The 16,752-nt window shown below is 63.8% G+C and carries 14 protein-coding genes and 1 pseudogene; 13 read left to right on the forward strand and 2 right to left on the reverse strand.

Annotated elements, in window-relative coordinates; translation table 11 throughout:
- Window positions 1-44: 44 nt before the first annotated feature.
- From HWX91_RS35600 to HWX91_RS35615, 4 genes are all read left to right on the forward strand, one after another.
- On the forward strand, window positions 45-1,283 hold the full coding sequence (locus tag HWX91_RS35600) for an MFS transporter (RefSeq protein ID WP_028200054.1): 1,239 nt from the start codon (window positions 45-47) through the stop codon (window positions 1,281-1,283).
- Between the two features lie 58 nt (window positions 1,284-1,341).
- On the forward strand, window positions 1,342-2,460 hold the full coding sequence (locus HWX91_RS35605) for a class II histone deacetylase (protein WP_028200053.1): 1,119 nt from the start codon (window positions 1,342-1,344) through the stop codon (window positions 2,458-2,460).
- Window positions 2,461-2,623: 163 nt separating this feature from the next.
- Window positions 2,624-3,451 carry a MoaF C-terminal domain-containing protein gene (locus tag HWX91_RS35610; protein WP_028200052.1) on the forward strand — a complete coding sequence of 276 codons (828 nt, stop codon included), beginning with the start codon at window positions 2,624-2,626 and terminating at the stop codon, window positions 3,449-3,451.
- Window positions 3,448-4,251, forward strand: a complete 804-nt coding sequence (locus HWX91_RS35615; RefSeq protein WP_028200051.1) for an SDR family oxidoreductase — start codon at window positions 3,448-3,450, stop codon at window positions 4,249-4,251. Before HWX91_RS35610 ends, HWX91_RS35615 begins: the two co-directional genes overlap by 4 nt.
- A gap of 17 nt (window positions 4,252-4,268) precedes the next feature.
- Here the strand turns inward: HWX91_RS35615 and HWX91_RS35620 are convergent, their stop codons facing one another.
- On the reverse strand, window positions 4,269-5,054 hold the full coding sequence (locus HWX91_RS35620) for an SDR family NAD(P)-dependent oxidoreductase (protein WP_028200050.1): 786 nt from the start codon (window positions 5,052-5,054) through the stop codon (window positions 4,269-4,271).
- A 220-nt stretch (window positions 5,055-5,274) separates the two neighbouring features.
- Between HWX91_RS35620 and HWX91_RS35625 the strand changes: the two genes are divergently transcribed.
- From HWX91_RS35625 to HWX91_RS35665, 9 genes and pseudogenes are all read left to right on the forward strand, one after another.
- Entirely contained in the window at window positions 5,275-6,042 is a 768-nt protein-coding gene (locus tag HWX91_RS35625; protein ID WP_028200049.1) for a helix-turn-helix transcriptional regulator, read from the forward strand.
- A 12-nt stretch (window positions 6,043-6,054) separates the two neighbouring features.
- On the forward strand, window positions 6,055-6,501 hold the full coding sequence (locus HWX91_RS35630) for a hypothetical protein (protein ID WP_051743593.1): 447 nt from the start codon (window positions 6,055-6,057) through the stop codon (window positions 6,499-6,501).
- Window positions 6,502-6,683: 182 nt separating this feature from the next.
- Complete coding sequence (locus tag HWX91_RS35635; protein WP_028200048.1) at window positions 6,684-8,183, forward strand: aldehyde dehydrogenase family protein; 1,500 nt, start codon at window positions 6,684-6,686, stop codon at window positions 8,181-8,183.
- A 115-nt stretch (window positions 8,184-8,298) separates the two neighbouring features.
- Window positions 8,299-8,496: pseudogene (locus HWX91_RS35640) on the forward strand (aspartate aminotransferase family protein); the annotation flags it as partial.
- Between the two features lie 266 nt (window positions 8,497-8,762).
- Window positions 8,763-9,704 (forward strand): helix-turn-helix domain-containing protein, encoded by a 942-nt coding sequence (locus HWX91_RS35645; protein WP_028200046.1) that lies wholly within the window; start codon window positions 8,763-8,765, stop codon window positions 9,702-9,704.
- Between the two features lie 288 nt (window positions 9,705-9,992).
- On the forward strand, window positions 9,993-11,441 hold the full coding sequence (locus HWX91_RS35650) for an APC family permease (protein ID WP_028200045.1): 1,449 nt from the start codon (window positions 9,993-9,995) through the stop codon (window positions 11,439-11,441).
- Between the two features lie 74 nt (window positions 11,442-11,515).
- Window positions 11,516-13,240: an arylsulfatase gene (locus tag HWX91_RS35655; RefSeq protein ID WP_052660833.1), complete on the forward strand. Its 1,725-nt coding sequence runs from the start codon at window positions 11,516-11,518 to the stop codon at window positions 13,238-13,240.
- A gap of 11 nt (window positions 13,241-13,251) precedes the next feature.
- Entirely contained in the window at window positions 13,252-14,328 is a 1,077-nt protein-coding gene (locus HWX91_RS35660) for a formylglycine-generating enzyme family protein (RefSeq protein ID WP_244144180.1), read from the forward strand.
- Between the two features lie 57 nt (window positions 14,329-14,385).
- Window positions 14,386-15,555 carry a porin gene (locus tag HWX91_RS35665; protein ID WP_127837965.1) on the forward strand — a complete coding sequence of 390 codons (1,170 nt, stop codon included), beginning with the start codon at window positions 14,386-14,388 and terminating at the stop codon, window positions 15,553-15,555.
- A 57-nt stretch (window positions 15,556-15,612) separates the two neighbouring features.
- Here the strand turns inward: HWX91_RS35665 and HWX91_RS35670 are convergent, their stop codons facing one another.
- Window positions 15,613-16,749: a DSD1 family PLP-dependent enzyme gene (locus HWX91_RS35670; RefSeq protein WP_028200042.1), complete on the reverse strand. Its 1,137-nt coding sequence runs from the start codon at window positions 16,747-16,749 to the stop codon at window positions 15,613-15,615.
- Window positions 16,750-16,752: the final 3 nt, after the last annotated feature.

Consider the following 16,752-nt stretch of genomic DNA (forward strand, 5'->3'; position numbering starts at 1 on the left):
CATACCGGCCCTCGTTGCAACGCAACCGTTACCTCACGAGCCCCATGAAAACTTCTTCGACCTCCTCATTTGCCACAGCCGGCGCGTCCGCGACGCCTGCGGCCGCGCCACGCGAATTCGCGGCGTCCACGCTGCTGTCGCTGGTGGTGTTCGCCGCCATCACGCCATTGTTGTTGCTGGTCGCGCCGGCCGTGGCGGCGCAGCTCGGCGGACAGCTCGGTTTGAGCGCCTCGCAGATCGGCACGTACTTCTTCGTCGAACTCGGCGCGTTCAGTTGCGCGACCTTGCCGTCGCTCCTATGGCTGGGCCGTGTCGACGCGCGCCGTGTCGCGGCGATCGCCACGGCGGTGTTTTGCCTCGGCAATCTCGCCACGGCGGTGCTCATGCCGGGCTTCGTCGCATTGCTGGTGCTGCGCGCGTTGACCGCGCTCGGCGGCGGCACGCTGATGGTGCTATGCATGACGAGCGCGGCGACGAGCGGCAATCGTGACCGCGTGTATGGCTTGTGGGTAGTCGGTCAGCTGGTGGCCGGCGCACTCGGTCTCGTCGTGCTGCCGCATCTGTTCGAAGCGTTCGGCCTGCGCGCCCTGTATGTGACGCTGGCCGTGCTCGCGCTGATCGCGTCGCCGCTTACGCGCGGCTTCGATCCGGCCCTGGGCGGAGCTAGTGGCAAGCAGGCGCAACAGGCCGCGTCCGGTAACCACGGTGGCCGCAGCAGCAGGTGGTTTCTGGCGACGCTGGTGATCGGTGGCGTGCTCACCTTCTATGTGGCGATCGGCGGCGTCTGGACCTTCGCGAGCAAGGCGGCATCGCTCGCCGGACTCGACGCCGGGCATACCGGCGAACTGCTGGCTATCGCGAGCGTGATGGGAATCGTCGGCGCGGCGTGCGCGTCGTTTATCGGCAACCGGATCGCGCGTGCCGCGATGCTGCTGACGGGTTACGCGATTCTCGTCGCGGCTTTGCTCGGACTGTCGGCGCATCCGGGTTCGACGGGTTATGCCGCCGCGATCTTCGCGTTCAAGTTCGCGTGGACCTTCGTGCTGCCGTTCATCCTTGCCGCAGCCGCAAAAACCGATACGTCGGGCCGTTTGATCGCCACGCTGAACTTCGTGATCGGCGCGGGGCTAGCGGTCGGTCCGCTGATCGCCGGCGTTCTGCTCGACGCCGGCGCGGGACTCGATACGTTGTTTCAGGGCGCGGCAGCGATCTGTGCGTTGTCTTTCATTTGCCTGCTTCGCGTTGAGCGTAGCGGGCGCGAAATGCCGGGTGCGCAGCCGTGATCGTGCTGCCGAACCCGGTCGATCTGAATCCGCAGGTGAACTACAGGTAAGAGACATGATGAGCAAAACGGCATTTTTCACGGACGAACGCACTTTCTGGCATACCGGTGGCACGCATGCGCTGTTCTTTCCGATCGGCGGCTGGGTGCAGCCGCCGTCGAGCAGCGGTTACGCGGAATCGCCCGATTCGAAACGCAGACTGCTGGCCTTGATCCAGACCTCGGGGCTGGCGGCCTCGCTCGACATGCAGAGCGCGGCGCTTGCTACTGAGGAGGATTTGCTGCGCGTCCATCCGCGGGATTATCTGAACCGTTTCAAGGCGCTCAGCGATACGACCGGCGGCGATCTGGGCGAGCTCGCACCATTCGGCAAAGGGAGCTACGAGATCGCCGCGCTTTCCGCGGGGCTGGCGATTGGCGCGATCGATACCGTGCTCGAGAAGCGGGCAAGCAACGCATTTTCGCTTTCGCGGCCGCCCGGCCATCACTGTCTGCGCGACAAGCCGATGGGTTTCTGCCTGCTCGCCAACATTCCGATTGCGATCGAAGCGGCCCGCGCGAAGCATGGCGTCGAACGCGTTGCGGTGATCGACTGGGATGTCCACCACGGCAACGGCACGCAGTCGATCTACTACGACGACCCGAACACGCTGACGATTTCGCTGCATCAGGATCGCTGCTTTCCGCCGGGCTACAGCGGTGCGGACGAGCGCGGCGCGGGTGCCGGCACGGGGGCCAACCTGAACATTCCGCTGTTGCCGGGCGGCGGCCACGACGCCTATCTATACGCGTTCGAGCGCATCGTGCTGCCTGCGCTCGACGCGTTCAGGCCGGATCTGATCGTGGTGGCGAGCGGGCTCGACGCGAGCGCGGTCGATCCACTCGCCCGCATGCTGCTGCATAGCGAGAGTTATCGCGCGATGACGCAGTTGATGCGCGATGCCGCCGAACGCTATTGCGGCGGGCGTCTGGTGATCGTGCACGAGGGCGGGTATTCGGAAGCGTATGTGCCGTTCTGCGGCCACGCGATTGTCGAAACGCTGGCGGACGTGCGCACGCTGGTGACCGATCCGATGCTGGATCTGGCGATTGCGCAGCAGCCGAACGAGCGCTTCAAGGCGTTTCAGCGCGGCTTGATCGATGAACTGGCGGATGAATTCGGGCTGCCGGGTCTTTGACTGCTCGATCGCGTTCAGAACGCTTTGAAGCGCGGGCGTTGTCATCCTTATGGTTGATGCCGCCGCACCCGCGCCCTCCGTACAGTAGTCAAAGGCGCCGCGGCACCTCGCTAGAGGCGGCCCTAGCCGCGGCAAATCATCGAACTACTGGAGCCATACAGACATGACATCTCAACCCGTTTTCATCCAGGTCGGCGCACTGGCCGAAGGTTTCGCACCTGACAGCCACATCTTGCCGCCGGTCGACGATCTGACTGGCCGCACGTTGCAGCTTGAATTCGCGGATAGCCCCGCCGAGACGTTGACGTTCGTCTCCGCCGGTGTGGTGCGTACATCCAACGGTCAATTCCAATGCCGGATCACCTCGGTGCGCGACGGCATTTACTTTGTCGATTACATCGGCGGTGGCGACGGCTCGCGGCCGGCAGCGACGAGTCACGTGCTCGACGTGAAGCAGGGCCTGTGCACCTCGGTAGCCGGCACCTTGCCGAACGAAAGCGAAGCGCGTACCGATGCGTTCACGCGCGTCGAGCGAGGCCTGGAGCTGACCGGCGTGCAGGTGCGTTTGCGTCACGGCAGGATCGTGGCGCAGGGCGCACAGGCGGGTGCGCAGGCAGGCGCTGAAGCGGCATTGCATCAGCCGACGCGCGAACTGATCGGCATGCGCAACCTGTACACGTATAGCGCGACGGAACAGTACGAGCACGTCTATCTGAACGACAACTTCTATGCGTGGCAATGCCTTTCGGGCGTGGAAGCCGGTCTCGCCGACGTGGATCGCTGCCACTACATCGCCATCGCCAAAGACCTGTACCTGTTCGTCTGGCGTGAAAAAATCATTCCGACGCTCGGCGTGGTGATGATCGACCTCGAACGCAAGAAGACCGACGGCAAGATTTTTGGCTACCGGGGCAGCCAGTTCGACTCGCTGTCGAATTTCCCGGTCGGCGCACTTGCGGAAGTGCTCAATGTGACACGGTATCCGCGATGAACGGCGCCGCGCAGCAAACGATCAGCGTGCGTGATTTCGCCGGCAAGGCCGTGCTGGTGACCGGCGGCGCGCAAGGCATCGGGCGCGGCATTGCCGAGGCGTTTGCCGCGCGTGGCGCCTCGGTGGCGATCGCGGATCTGCGCGTCGACGCGGCCTCGGAAGCGGCGCGGCCGCTCGTGCAGCAGGGCGGCACGGCGCGTGCCTACGCAGCGGACATGGCCGAGTACGCGCAGATCGAGCATCTCGTTGCCGAGGTAGAGGCGGATTTCGGCAGGCTCGACGTGGTCGTGCATAACGCTGCGTATTTTCCGCTCACTGCCTTCGAGGCGATTACGCCCGCGATTTTGCAGCGCACTTTCGCGGTGAATCTCGCCGCGCTCTTCTGGCTCGCGCAGGCGGCGACGCCCGCGTTTATCCGGCAAGGCGGCGGGCGGATGCTGGCGACCTCGTCGGTGACCGGACCACGTGTGGCGTATCCGGGGCTTGCGCATTACGCGGCGTCGAAGGCGGGCGTGAATGGCTTTATTCGCGCGGCGGCGCTGGAACTGGCGAAGCATCGCATCACGGTCAACGGCGTCGAGCCCGGCATGATCCGCACGCCCGCAATGGGCAACCTGGGCGACGACGCGCATAACCGCCGCATCGAACAGGCAATCCCGCTCGGGCGGCTGGGCGAACCGGCGGATATCGCGGCGGCCATGCTGTTTCTGGCTTCCGACGCGGCCGCGTATATCACCGGCCAGACCATCGTGGTCGACGGCGGCGCGACCTTGCCGGAGTCGGCCGCCGTGATGGGCTAAGGCCTCGCTGACCTCGCTTACATGTGTTCGAACGCGAGGGTCGGCACGTCGACGATCGAGGAGCCGCCATCGGCAACGAGGGTGGCGCCCGTCACGATCGACGCGGCGGGCGACGCCAGAAACTCGCAAACGCCGGCGATTTCCTCCGCCTGCGCGGGGCGGCGCAACGGCACATCGGCGCAAACCCGCTGATAGGCCGCGTCGAGGGATTCGTCATAGCGCTGCATCAGCGGCTGCATTTCCGCGTCGGCCATCGGCGTGCGGACCCAGCCGGGGCAGACCGCGTTGATGCGTACGCCGTGCGGGCCGTAGTCGCGCGCAAGCGAACGCGTCAGGCCGATCAGCGCGTGTTTCGAGGTGGTGTAGCCGCATACGGCCGGGCCCGCAGCGAGCGAAGCGATCGAGGCGACCAGCACGATGGCGCCGCGCTGTTCGATCAGATCGGGCAGGCAGGCGCGGGCGGCGACGAAGGCGGTGTCGAGATTCGCGCGCATGGCGGCGGACCAGGCCGCGTCGTCGGTCTCGGTGGCGGCGCCCATGCCGAAACCGCCGGCACAGGCGATCAATGCGTCGATAGCGCCGCCGTCGGCCTTGATTGCCGCAATGAAACGCTGCCAGTCGGCGGGGTTGGCTGCGTCGCCGTCGAGCGCGAGGCCGCCGGTTTCGCGCGCCACCCGTTCGAGGGGCGCGCGGCGCCGGCCGATCAGCGCCACGCGTGCGCCGCGCGCAGCAAACAGCCGCGCGCAGGCTTCACCGATGCCGGTGCCTGCGCCTGTGATGACGACGGTGCGTTGTCTGGACATGGGTTCCTTACGAATATGAATGAAGGTGATCTGGTGTGATGAAAGGAGGCAACGTGAATTCAGAGTCTAGGCGTGCGGGCCGCGACGCGGAATCAGGCAAAAGGATGACAACTCAGCCGTCGTTTCAGCAGGCAAGCCGCGTCGATTTGCCAATTCGTGCTCACGCCATGGAATTGGGCGTTCGTACGATGGGCCGGAGCTGGTGAACCGGGAGAGCGCCATGTTGAATACGATCCGCGACGCAGCCGCGTCTCCAGGCGCCTTTATGCCCGCGCTGGGCGCTGCGGTGAGCGCGCTCGCACAACTGTTGCGGCCATCGGCAACGGTTTTTTACTGGGTCGGCGCGGATAACGAGCCGTCGGGTTTCGAACTGTTCGGCATGACCGAGACGATGCATCGCACCTATTTGCAGCGTTACTGCACGCTCGATCCCATGCATCCGTCGCGTTTTTCGACGCGGACCGGCAACGTGCTCACGCTCGCGGGCGAGTTGCCCGAGATGGTGCGCGGCGCTTCGGTGTACTGGCGGCGCTTCCTGAATCCGCATCAGGTGGTCGATGTGATGGAGGTCTTGCTGCGAGACGACGCATCCGGCGCACCCGGCGCCCCCGGCGCGGAGGGCACGCGGCCGGCGGCGGCGTTCTCACTGCTGCGCATGGCGCCGGCCGCCGCGTTCTCGGCGGACGACCAGCACCACGCAAGGGCAGTGCAACCGCTGCTGGAAGCGGCGCTGGTGCCGGCGCTGCGTGAGCAGCGGGCGATGCGCACCCACGCGCGCCACGGCACGGAGGTCGAAAACGATATCCGTCCAAACCTGACGCATCGCGAACAGCAGATCGCGCGTCTCGTGCGCAACGGCTTGTCGAACAAGGAGATCGCACGCGAGCTCGCGCTCGCGCAGCCCACCGTCAAAACCCACCTGTTGCGCATGTTCCGCAAGCTCGGCGTGTCGAGCCGCACGGAGATGATCGGCGCGCTCTTTCTATAGAGGACCGAAGCCATGATCGACACCTGGCCGATGGCGGGCGCGCGCGTCGAACCGGTCGAGGCCGATGGTTCGATGCTGCTTTATGCCGTCGCCGCTGTCGCGGTGGAGCGCGCCGATAGCCGGCATGGCGCGCGCTGGTTCCAACGCCGGCCGTCTGCGCTCGCCGCGGTGATTTCGCGTGAAGAAGACGTGTCCGACATTCTGCTGCGCTTGCCCGATAGCTGGAACATCGTCGATGGCGCGCGGTGTGTCGGCCTGCATGACGACGCCGACATTCTGTCCGGCGACCCGCGCTTTTGCCGCGGTTTCGTCGAAACGAATTGCGCCATTGCCGGCCATAGCGATGGCGTGCGTTTTGCGCTGTTCTTGCAGATCAACGCAGCCGAAGCGGTGTTGCTGCCCGAACGGCTATTCGTGCAGCGAGACGCTTTCGAGCGTTGCCTGTATGCGCAACCGTGAGCGTGTCATCGAGCGCACCCGAGTGCACCTGAGCGCACGCGAGTATTAGATGTTTTCCCTAATGCACGGGCTCGCTGCCGATTTGCGCTAACGGTCGAAAAAACTGCGTGACACCATGCTTCACCGCGATGGCCTCGTGGCCATCCGCAGTCAGTAAAAGACACCAACGAGAGACCCCGGATATGAGTAACGATGCAACGGTTATCGTCAGCGACGCGGTTCGCGCGTTCGTGCAACGCGATTTCGGCCTGTTTATCGGCGGCACACAGCAACGCGCGCATTCGGAGCGCCGGCTGGACGTGTTCAATCCGGCGAGCGGCGAGCGCCTCGCGACGGTAGTGGATGCAGACGCAGCCGACGTCGATCACGCAGTGAGCAATGCGCGCGCCGCGTTCGACGCGCGGGTGTGGAGCGGCCTGCGTCCCGCCGATCGCGAACGCATTCTGCTGCGCTTTGCCGACCTGCTCGAAGCCAATGCCGAAGACCTCGCGCAACTCGAAACGCTGAATCAGGGCAAGTCGATCAACATTGCCCGCGCGGTGGAAGTGGGCGCGACGATCGAATACGTGCGCTATATGGCGGGCTGGGCGACCAAGATTACCGGCGAAACGCTGGACGTGTCGATCCCGTTTCCGCCCGGTACACGCTATACGGCGTTCACGCGTAAGGAGCCGATCGGCGTGGTGGCCGGCATCGTGCCGTGGAATTTCCCGCTGATGATCGCGGTGTGGAAACTGGTGCCGGCGCTCGCGGCGGGTTGCACCATCGTGATCAAGCCGTCGCCGGAAACCCCTCTGACGGCGCTGCGGCTGGCCGAACTGGCACTGGAGGCCGGCGTTCCCGCCGGCGTGTTCAACGTCGTCACCGGTGGCCGCGAATGCGGCGCCGCGCTGGCCGCGCATCCGGGCCTCAGCAAGATTTCGTTTACCGGCTCGACACCGACCGGCAAGCTGGTCGGCACGGCCGCCGTGCAGAACATGACGCGCTTCTCGCTTGAACTCGGCGGCAAGAATCCGGCGGTGATGCTCGCCGATATCGACGTCGAGCAGGCGATTCAGGGTGCGCTGGCCGGCGGCTTCTTCAACCAGGGGCAGGTGTGCGCCGCGGCCTCGCGCATCTACGTGCATCGCAGCAAGTACCGGCAGGTGGCCGACGGTTTGGCCGATATCGCCAACGCGATGACGCTCGGACCCGGCCTCGATCCGGCGGCGCAGATCAATCCGCTCGTCTCCGCGCTGCACCGCGACCGCGTTAATCAGCACATCGCGCGCGCTCAGTCAGCCGGTCTGAAGTTTCTTGCGGGCGGCAAGCCGGTCGATCTGCCGGGCTACTACGTGCGCCCCACGGTGATCGCCGACGTGCCGCACGACGCGGCAATCGTGCGTGACGAAGTGTTTGGTCCCGTGCTCGCCGTCGTCCCGTTTGACGACCCGCTCGAAGCACTACGCCTCGCCAACGATTCACAGTACGGCCTCGCCGCGAGTCTGTGGAGCAATGATCTGAAGACCGTGATGAACCTCGTGCCGCGAATGGAGGCGGGCACTGTGTGGGTCAACTGCCATGTACCGCTCGACCCTGGCATGCCGTTCGGCGGTTTCAAACAGTCGGGCATCGGCCGAGAGTTCGGCAAGTACGCCATCGAAGGCTTTACGGAAACCAAGTCCGTGTGCATCGCGCATTGAAGCTCGCGTATTGAACTGGGCGGGCACGCGAACCATACTTAATGGAGTAAGCACTATGGGAACGAACGATTCCGCCTTCTGGCATCCGATGCAGCACCCGGCCGAAATGAGGTCGAAGCAAACCCGCGAGCCGATCGACCCGGCTCCGGGCTATGCCAACGCGGTGGCCGAAGTGGCGCGCGCTCACGGCGCACTGAAGCGGCCGATCGGCACGAAGATTATTCTGTCGCCGCCGCTGGTGGTCGAATTGGGGCAGCTCGACGCGCTAGTCGGTGCGCTGGCCGCCGGCTTCGACGAAGTGAAATTTGCATAATTGACTTGGTCAAGTGTTGAGGCGCGCTGCAGAATGCACAGGTGCATTCCAGGTTGGGGCCGCGCGCGATGAAACTGAATCCGTGGAAGTGTCGCGGTTTTTCTGAATCGAACCGCATCCGCCAGCCTGGCATTACATTGCTTCTTCATTGGCAGAACGAGGCGCCGCGAGCCGCGGTCTTCGCCTGCGTCCAGGTTGGCGCCCGTTACGACAGGCCGGGCCGTCATCGCATGAATGTAGCCTGTTCGAAGTAGGCGGGAGGGGACATGGACTTCCGGATCAGCACGCTTGCCGACGTGCACGATCATTCGCTGGCCGTGAGCGGCTGGGAGCAGGTCTATCGTCAGATGACGCCGGGCCGCTTCCAGAGCACGCTCGTGCAGGCGATCTCGAACGACTTTCATTTCTTTCGCGAGACCACCAATCGCCGTGTGGCGCAGCATGGCGTCTCGCCGGCCGGTCTGGCTTCGATCGCGGTGCCTTTGTATGCGCCGCTCGTCGGCACGTTTCAGGGGCGGCGCGTGGAGGGTTACGCGCTGCTGCTGCTCGGCGCGGGCGAGGAGTTTCGCTTCTACACGCCCGAGTCGATGCACTATGCCGGCATCAGTGTCGGCGCCGACATGATGGATGAGTTGCTGGGCGTGATGGTGGGCGAGCACGCTAGCCGTCAGGCAAGAGGCGGTGTACTGGCGCTTTCCGATGAGCAGGGCGTGATGCTGCGTGAGCGGCTCGCACCGTTTCTCGACGCTGCCGAGCGCAATGCGGCCGCGTTTGCGCATCCCGCGGCGACCAAGGTATTCCGCGACGAAATGATCAGTGTGCTTCTTGGCCTGATCGAAAGCGCGACGCAGACGCCGCCGCGAGACCTTACGCACACCACCTATAGCGACATCGTGCGGCGTTGCGAACGCATTCTGCAAGACAACGCCGAACAGCCGATCACCGTGCTCGATCTGTGCCGCGCGCTGCGCTGCAGTCGCCGAACCTTGCAAACGAGTTTCCAACGCGTAGCCAATGTGACGCCTGTCGAATACCTGCGTTCGATCCGGCTCAATGCGGTGCATCGGCTGTTACGTATGACGAGCGCGGAAGAGCTTCTGATCGGCGATGCCGCTTGCCGCTGGGGCTTCACGCATCTCGGCTATTTTGCGCGTGAGTATCGTGACCTGTTCGGCGAATTGCCGTCGCAGACACCGCGCCTGAGCTAACGGCCCGCGCGAGCAAATGGGCCCGCCGGCCCGATGTTCTGTTCGATTCTCCGCGCGGATTTTCACCATGAATGGTTCCCGCTTGCGGACGTGCCTGCGCACGTCCCGCCTGATCTTGCACGTCCGCAATCGGCTGCGTGACCAGCGCCTAAGCGTAAACCCCGGTTCGTGCTGCGTTGCCGATTTGTGCTCCCGCTCAGCATTTTTGGTTTTCTACAGTGCGTCAACACTTGCGCTGCGCCCGACTTCGTCGTGACGCGGACGAAGGAAAATCCAGGAGCCAAAACTATGAATGTCGTCGCTGAACCGTCACCGTCCACCGAGTTACGCAAAGGGGCGCTGGGACTGGGCTTCATCATTTTCTTCGTCATCTCGGCGGCCGGGCCGCTGGTCGCGATCGCCGGCGGCTTTCCGATCGGCATCATGCTCGGCAACGGCGCAGGCACGCCGGCCTTGCTGATCGCTACCGTAGTGATCCTGCTGATGTTCTCCGCCGGCTATACGGCCATGTCGCGGCACGTGACCAACGCCGGCGGCTTCTATGCGTTCACGGCTCGCGGTCTCGGCGGCACCGCGGGCGGCGCGGCGGCATTGATCGCACTGCTCGGCTACAACACGATGCAGATCGGTTTGTACGGCATGTTCGGCGCGGTGGCCTCGGACTTCCTGCACACCCACTTCAACCTCAATACGCCGTGGTGGATCTGCTCGCTTGCCGCGATGGCCAGCATCGGCGTATTCGGCTACCGGCAAATCGATCTGTCGGCGAAAGTGCTTTCGCTGCTGGTGTTCGGTGAGTACATCGTCGTGTTGATCCTCGATCTGGCGATTCTGAAGAGCGGTGGCGATAGCGGCATCAATGCAGCCTCGTTCACGCCACACGTCTTCATGAGCGGCACGCCCGCGATCGGCTTTCTGTTCTGCTTCGCCAGCTTCATTGGTTTCGAAGCAACCACGATCTATAGCGAAGAGGCGAAAGACCCGCAGCGCACGGTGCCGTTGGCGACTTACATTTCGGTGCTGCTGATCGGCGTGTTTTATGCGTTCTCCGCGTGGTGCATGGTGATTGGCGCGGGCAGCGACAAGATCGTCAACACGATCACCGCGTTGAGCGATCCGACCACGTTCCTCTATACGCTCTCCGATCACTATGCCAACAGGACGCTGACGGCGGCGATGAGCGTGCTGTTCATCACCAGCGTGTATGCGGGCCTGCTGGCTTTCCACAACTCGGCGTCGCGCTACTTCTTCGCGACTGGCCGTGAGGGTTTGCTGCCGCAAGCGCTTGGCCGCACGCATCGTGTGCATCTCAGTCCGCATATCGGTTCGCTTGCGCAAACGGCGGTGGCCGCGATCGTGGTGCTGGTGTTCATCGTCGCCCATGCCGATCCGGTTCTGACACTGTTCTCATGGCTCACGAATGTGGCGACGCTTTGCATCATCGCGTTGATGGCGCTTTCGTCGGCGGCCGTGTTCGTGTTCTTCAGACGTACCGGTTGCGACGACGCGGGCGTGATGCGCGTGGGCGTGTTGCCGGTGCTGTCCGGTCTCGCGCTGGCGGTTGTGCTGGTGCTCGCAATCTCGAATTTTCCGCTGCTGACCGGTGCTGGCGCAGGTGTGTCGTACGCGTTGACCGCGTTGCTGCCGATTTTTGCGGTGGCGGGCGTGCTCGCGGCGAAGAAGCTCAAGCAGCGCGACCGTGAAGCGTTTGAGCGGTTAGGGCGCTCAAGGTTGTAAAGCGTTCCGTAACATCCTCGCGGCGACAAGACTTGATTCGAGCTTAAAAAAGACATCGTGGAAATGGAGATCAAATGAGCTTTCGTACCATCCTTGCAGCAACGTTCGTAGGCGGCGCGTGTACCGTCGTGATGCCGCCCGTGTCCGCGGCGGACGCGGCTCTCCCGGCATCCTCATCGGCTGGCGCGGTTGCTGCGCCCGGCGTGCATCCCAATGTGCTGCTGATCGTCGCCGACGATGTCGGACGCTCGGACCTCGGCGCATTCGGCAGCGAAATTGCCACGCCGAATCTCGATGCACTGGTGGCGCACGGCCGCCTGCTCGACACGATGTATGTCGCACCGACCTGTTCACCAACCCGCTCGATGCTGCTGTCCGGGATGGACAATCACCTCGCCGGCGTCGGCAATATGGCGGAGATGATCACGCCGCATCTGACGCCCGAAGAGGTCAACCATCCCGGCTACGAGGGCGGCCTGAATCAGCGGGTGGCGGCCTTGCCGGAAATCATGAAAGACGCCGGCTACTGGACCGTGATGGCCGGTAAATGGCATCTGGGCGGCAGCGACGGCATGCGCCCGGATCAGCGCGGCTTCGAACGCTCCTATGCGTTGATGAACGGTGGCGCCTCGCACTTCAGGCAGAAAGTGATGACGATCACATCGGATGCGCCGGAGCCGACCTATCGCGAGAACGGCAAGAAGATCGACTTGCCTGCCGACTTCTATTCATCGCGGACGTACACCGACAAGCTGATTGCCTATCTGCAGGATTCGCAGCGCGGCGGCAAGCCGTTCTTTGCATATGCAGCCTATACGGCGGCGCATTTGCCGCTGCAAGCCCCCGACGACGAATTGCAGAAAGTGCGCGGCAACTACGACGTCGGCTACGACGTGATCGCGCAGCGCCGGATCGACAAGATGAAGCGCCTCGGTCTCGTGCCGAGCGACGCGAAGCCCGCACCGCTGCCCGAAGGCACAAAACCGTGGAGCGCCTTGAGCGCCGACGAGAAAGCACGTTCGGCCCGCACGATGGAAGCTTACGCGGCGTTGGTGGCCGATCTCGACCGTAACGTCGGCCGCCTGATCGACTACCTGAAAGCGAGCGGTCAATACGACAACACGCTGATCGTATTCCTGTCGGACAACGGGCCGGAAGGCAACAAATGGGACGAGGACAGCGGCAACGCCAAATGGATCGCGCAGACCTTCGACAATTCGCTCGACAACATCGGCCGCGCCAATTCGTTCGTGTTCGAGGGACCGGCGTGGGGGCAGGTGAGCGCACAGCCATTCCGCCTCTTCAAGGCCTACACGAATGAAGGCGGAATCCGTTCGCCGGCCTTCGTCTCGTTTCCTGGGCATGTTCAACCGGGCAAGAGCGAACAGGTGCTCACGGTCAAGGATCTGACGCCGACCATCCTCGATTTCGCCAATATCCAGCAGCCTGGTATCGAGTTCCACGGCCACACCGTGCTGCCAATGCAGGGCATGTCGATGAAACCCTATCTGACCGGCGAGCGTAAGCGCGTGCATGTGGACGACTACGTGTACGGCATGGAGCTGATGGGACGTAACGCGCTGCGCAAGGGCAACTGGAAGCTGGTCTACTCCTACGACAAGGCTAAGGGCCACTGGCAACTGTACGACCTCGCGCACGACCGCGCCGAACTGCACGATCTCTCCGCGAAGCGTCCTGAAGTCCTCGAGCAGATGCTGACCGAGTGGGCGCAATACGTGCAGCAGAACAACGTTGTCGAGACGTGGCGCGATACGTCTTACCCACGCATGGATTACTGAGGAGTGCGGGCATGAACATGCACATCCGGAAATCGACCGTGCGATATGGGCTAGCGATGGTGTGCGTCGTGCTCGCTCGGGCGGCGCTGGCGGCCACTGTGACGGCCGGCGCGGCGCCGCAAGCCGTGCCGCTCGGCAACCTGCAGGCGTGCAAGGCGTTCAGCGGTTTGCCGCCGGCATCGTCGGAAAGCGATCAGGTACGTGTGCCGGGCGGCAGCTTCGTGATGGGTTCCGACGGCGATTATCCGGAAGAAGCACCGGCCCGGCGTGTCAAAGTGGGCAGCTTCATGATCGATCGCTACGACGTGACGAACGCGGAGTTTGCCCGCTTCGTTGCGGCGACGGGTTATAAGACGCTCGCCGAACGCGGACTCGATCCGAAACGCTATCCATCGTTGCCGGCGGAGATGACGCGGCCTGGCTCGACGGTTTTTCTGCCGCCCAGGGACCTGCTGGTCGGTGCGATGCAGTGGTGGCATTTCGTGCCCGGCGCCGACTGGCGGCATCCCACCGGGCCCGGCAGTTCAATCGACGGGCTTGGCAATCATCCGGTCGTGCATATCGCCTATGAAGATGCGCTGGCCTACGCGAAGTGGCGTGGCCGCGATCTGCCGACCGAAGCCGAGTACGAGTACGCGGCGCATGGCGGCACCTCGACCCCCTATCCGTGGGGCGACACCTTCGCGATCCGCTCGAAGATGATGGCCAACACCTGGCAGGGCGCGTTCCCGTTTCAGAACACCGCGAAAGACGGCTTCGTGTCGACTTCACCGGTCGGTTGCTTTCCGGCCAACGGTTATGGGCTATACGACATGGTCGGCAATGTCTGGCAGTGGGTGAAGGACCCATGGCAGCAGAACCATGCGCAACAGGTGAGCGAGCCGCCGCCGAACCCGAACGTCGATCTCGAAGACGCGCTGGTGGCGAAGGCACGCAGCACGGACCTCGGCACGATCAAAGGCGGCTCGTTTCTCTGTTCGCCGATCTATTGCAAACGCTATCGGCCGAGCGCGCGCCATGCGCAGGACGTGACGATGGGCACCAATCACATCGGCTTTCGTACGGTGCTGAGACTGCCCGGGTCATAAACGCGTCGGCGTGAGCGCCGGTCAAAAAAACTAAACAACTGGATCTGGAGAGTACTTTTGAAATCACGAGAAAAAACCGTGAGGATGACGCTCGTCGCTGCGTCCTGTGCATGGCTGCTCGGCGCGCCTCTCGCCGCTCATGCGCAAAGCAGTGTGACCCTGAGCGGCATTATCGATGCGGGCATCCTCTACGCGAACAATAGCGGTGGGCATTCCGACTGGTCGACGACGAGCGGGCAGTTGACGGCGTCGCGCTGGATCATGACCGGCAGCGAAGACCTGGGTGGCGGATCGCACGCAATTTTCCGCTTGATGAGCCCGTTCAATGTCCAGAACGGACACGGCACGGGTCGCGCGTTCAATGTCGCGTACGTGGGTCTCGCCGACGATCGTTTCGGCACGGTGACGGTGGGCCGGCAGTGGGACACGACGATCGACACGGTCTCAGGTTTCGCGACCAACGAGACATGGGCCGGCTATATCGGCGCCCATGTCGGCGATGCGGACAACACCAATGCGAGCTTCAAGGTTAGCAACACCGTTAAATACGCGAGTCCGCAATTCGCCGGGCTGAGTTTCGGTGCGACCTATGGCTTCAGCAATCAGGCAGCGGCCTCGGACGGTTCGTCGGGCTTTGCGAACAATCGCCTGATGAGCGCCGGCGCCGCTTACACACGTGGACCCTTCGCGGCAGGCCTCGGCTTTCTGCAGGCGGACCGGCCCGACGCGCAACCTGCCGGCGCATTGGGCGCGCCGGGTGCCGGCGTGTACGACGACTATGAGAATACGTTTTCTGGCAGCATCGCCAGTACAGCGGGGGTGAAACGGCAGCGTATCTGGCTTGCCGGCGCTTCGTACCGGTTCTTCGGTGCGCTCACATTGGGTGGTATGTACTCGAAAACGCAGTACCGTTATCTGGACGCGACCGCGTTGACGCTCGATAACTACGAGGCGAATCTGACGTGGCAGATCACGCCGGCCTGGCAAACCGGTGTGGCCTACATCCGGACCAATGGGCGCTACTCGGGCACTGGCACGGGCGATGCGCAGCCAGGCTGGGATCAGATCAACCTCGGCACGGAGTACGCGCTATCCAGGCGCACGACGCTCTATCTGATTGGCGTTGCGCAACAGGGGCGTCATGCGGCGGCGCAGATCTATGGCGTGTCGCCATCGAGTACGCGGCGGCAACTGGTGGTGACCTCAGGCATCCAGCATCTGTTCTGAATCGATGAGGACGGCACGGCGGTGCTGTTGCGCGCCGTGCCGGTGATTCGCTGATCCTCACCAGCCTTGAAAACGCCGCCATTCGACGCTTTCGCCGTCCGCCGAAACCGCGTGATACTCGGGGAACTGTGCGCCGGTCGCGCAGGCGTGATTCGGCAGGATGCGCAGTTTCATGCCGATCGGAAAGCGCTCCGCGATGTCGTCGGCCGGTGCGCCTTCTTTCGATGACGACAGAATTCCGTGTTCCTGATTGGCGCCGCTCACGACATAGCCGTCAAGCGGGGTGCCGTTCAGCAGACAGGGTTGGCCGTAGCCGAAATCATGAGCTTGCTTCGAGGTGCCGCGGTCGCGGCTCATCGCCATCCAGCCGGCGTCGAGAATTGCCCAGCCTTTATCCGCCTGATGCCCGATCACGGTGGCGAGCACGCTGAGCGCGATATCTTCGAGCGCGCATACGCCGACGTTGTGCATGACCAGATCGAAGAAGACATAGACGCCCGCTCGCACCTCGGTCACGCCATCCAGTTGCGCGGCGGCGAGCGCTGTGGGCGTTGAGCCGACGCTGACGGCCGGGCACGGAATGCCCGCGTCGCGTAACCGTTGCGCCGCGCGTACACAGCCGGCGCGTTCCTGTTCCGCAAGCGCGGTGAGCGCCTGCGGTGTATGAAGCTCGTAGCTGGAGCCCGCGTGAGTCATCACACCGCCTACGGTGACGCCGTTCTCATGCAGAATGCGGCCGACTTCGAGCAGCGTGTCCTGTTCCGGCGTGATACCGGAGCGGTGCCCGTCCGTGTCCACCTCGATCCAGACCTCGAAGGTTTCACCGTGCTGATCTGAAAATGCGGCGACGGCTGCCGCGGCGGTCGGATTGTCCACGACCAGTTTCAGATCGCAACCCTGGCGGCGTAACGCCAGCGCGCGCGGCAGTTTGGAGGGGGCAATGCTGACCGCGTAAAGGATATCGCTGACGCCGGCCGCGAAGAAAGCCTCGGCCTCTTTCAGGGTCGAGACCGTAATGCCGCGCGCCCCGGCGGCGATCTGCGCGCGGACCACGTCGATGCATTTGGTGGTCTTGACGTGCGGGCGGAATGTCACGCCCAGCGTGTTCATATGAGCCTGCATTCGCGCGATGTTCTTCTGCATCCGGGGGATGTCGATCAGCGCGGCGGGGGTGTCGATATGGTCGAATTTCATGTT

The organism is Paraburkholderia fungorum, assembly GCF_902833645.1.
Lineage (GTDB): Bacteria > Pseudomonadota > Gammaproteobacteria > Burkholderiales > Burkholderiaceae > Paraburkholderia > Paraburkholderia fungorum.

Excerpts from the sequence above, each read along its gene's own strand:
- HWX91_RS35610 (WP_028200052.1), top strand. The coding sequence starts at position 2,624 with ATGACATCTCAACCCGTTTTCATCCAGGTCGGCGCACTGGCCGAAGGT.
- HWX91_RS35635 (WP_028200048.1), top strand. The coding sequence starts at position 6,684 with ATGAGTAACGATGCAACGGTTATCGTCAGCGACGCGGTTCGCGCGTTC.
- HWX91_RS35660 (WP_244144180.1), top strand. The coding sequence starts at position 13,252 with ATGAACATGCACATCCGGAAATCGACCGTGCGATATGGGCTAGCGATG.
- HWX91_RS35620 (WP_028200050.1), bottom strand. The coding sequence starts at position 5,054 with ATGTCCAGACAACGCACCGTCGTCATCACAGGCGCAGGCACCGGCATC.
- HWX91_RS35605 (WP_028200053.1), top strand. The coding sequence starts at position 1,342 with ATGAGCAAAACGGCATTTTTCACGGACGAACGCACTTTCTGGCATACC.
- HWX91_RS35670 (WP_028200042.1), bottom strand. The coding sequence starts at position 16,749 with ATGAAATTCGACCATATCGACACCCCCGCCGCGCTGATCGACATCCCC.
- HWX91_RS35600 (WP_028200054.1), top strand. The coding sequence starts at position 45 with ATGAAAACTTCTTCGACCTCCTCATTTGCCACAGCCGGCGCGTCCGCG.
- HWX91_RS35630 (WP_051743593.1), top strand. The coding sequence starts at position 6,055 with ATGATCGACACCTGGCCGATGGCGGGCGCGCGCGTCGAACCGGTCGAG.
- HWX91_RS35615 (WP_028200051.1), top strand. The coding sequence starts at position 3,448 with ATGAACGGCGCCGCGCAGCAAACGATCAGCGTGCGTGATTTCGCCGGC.
- HWX91_RS35655 (WP_052660833.1), top strand. The coding sequence starts at position 11,516 with ATGAGCTTTCGTACCATCCTTGCAGCAACGTTCGTAGGCGGCGCGTGT.
- HWX91_RS35625 (WP_028200049.1), top strand. The coding sequence starts at position 5,275 with ATGTTGAATACGATCCGCGACGCAGCCGCGTCTCCAGGCGCCTTTATG.
- HWX91_RS35645 (WP_028200046.1), top strand. The coding sequence starts at position 8,763 with ATGGACTTCCGGATCAGCACGCTTGCCGACGTGCACGATCATTCGCTG.
- HWX91_RS35650 (WP_028200045.1), top strand. The coding sequence starts at position 9,993 with ATGAATGTCGTCGCTGAACCGTCACCGTCCACCGAGTTACGCAAAGGG.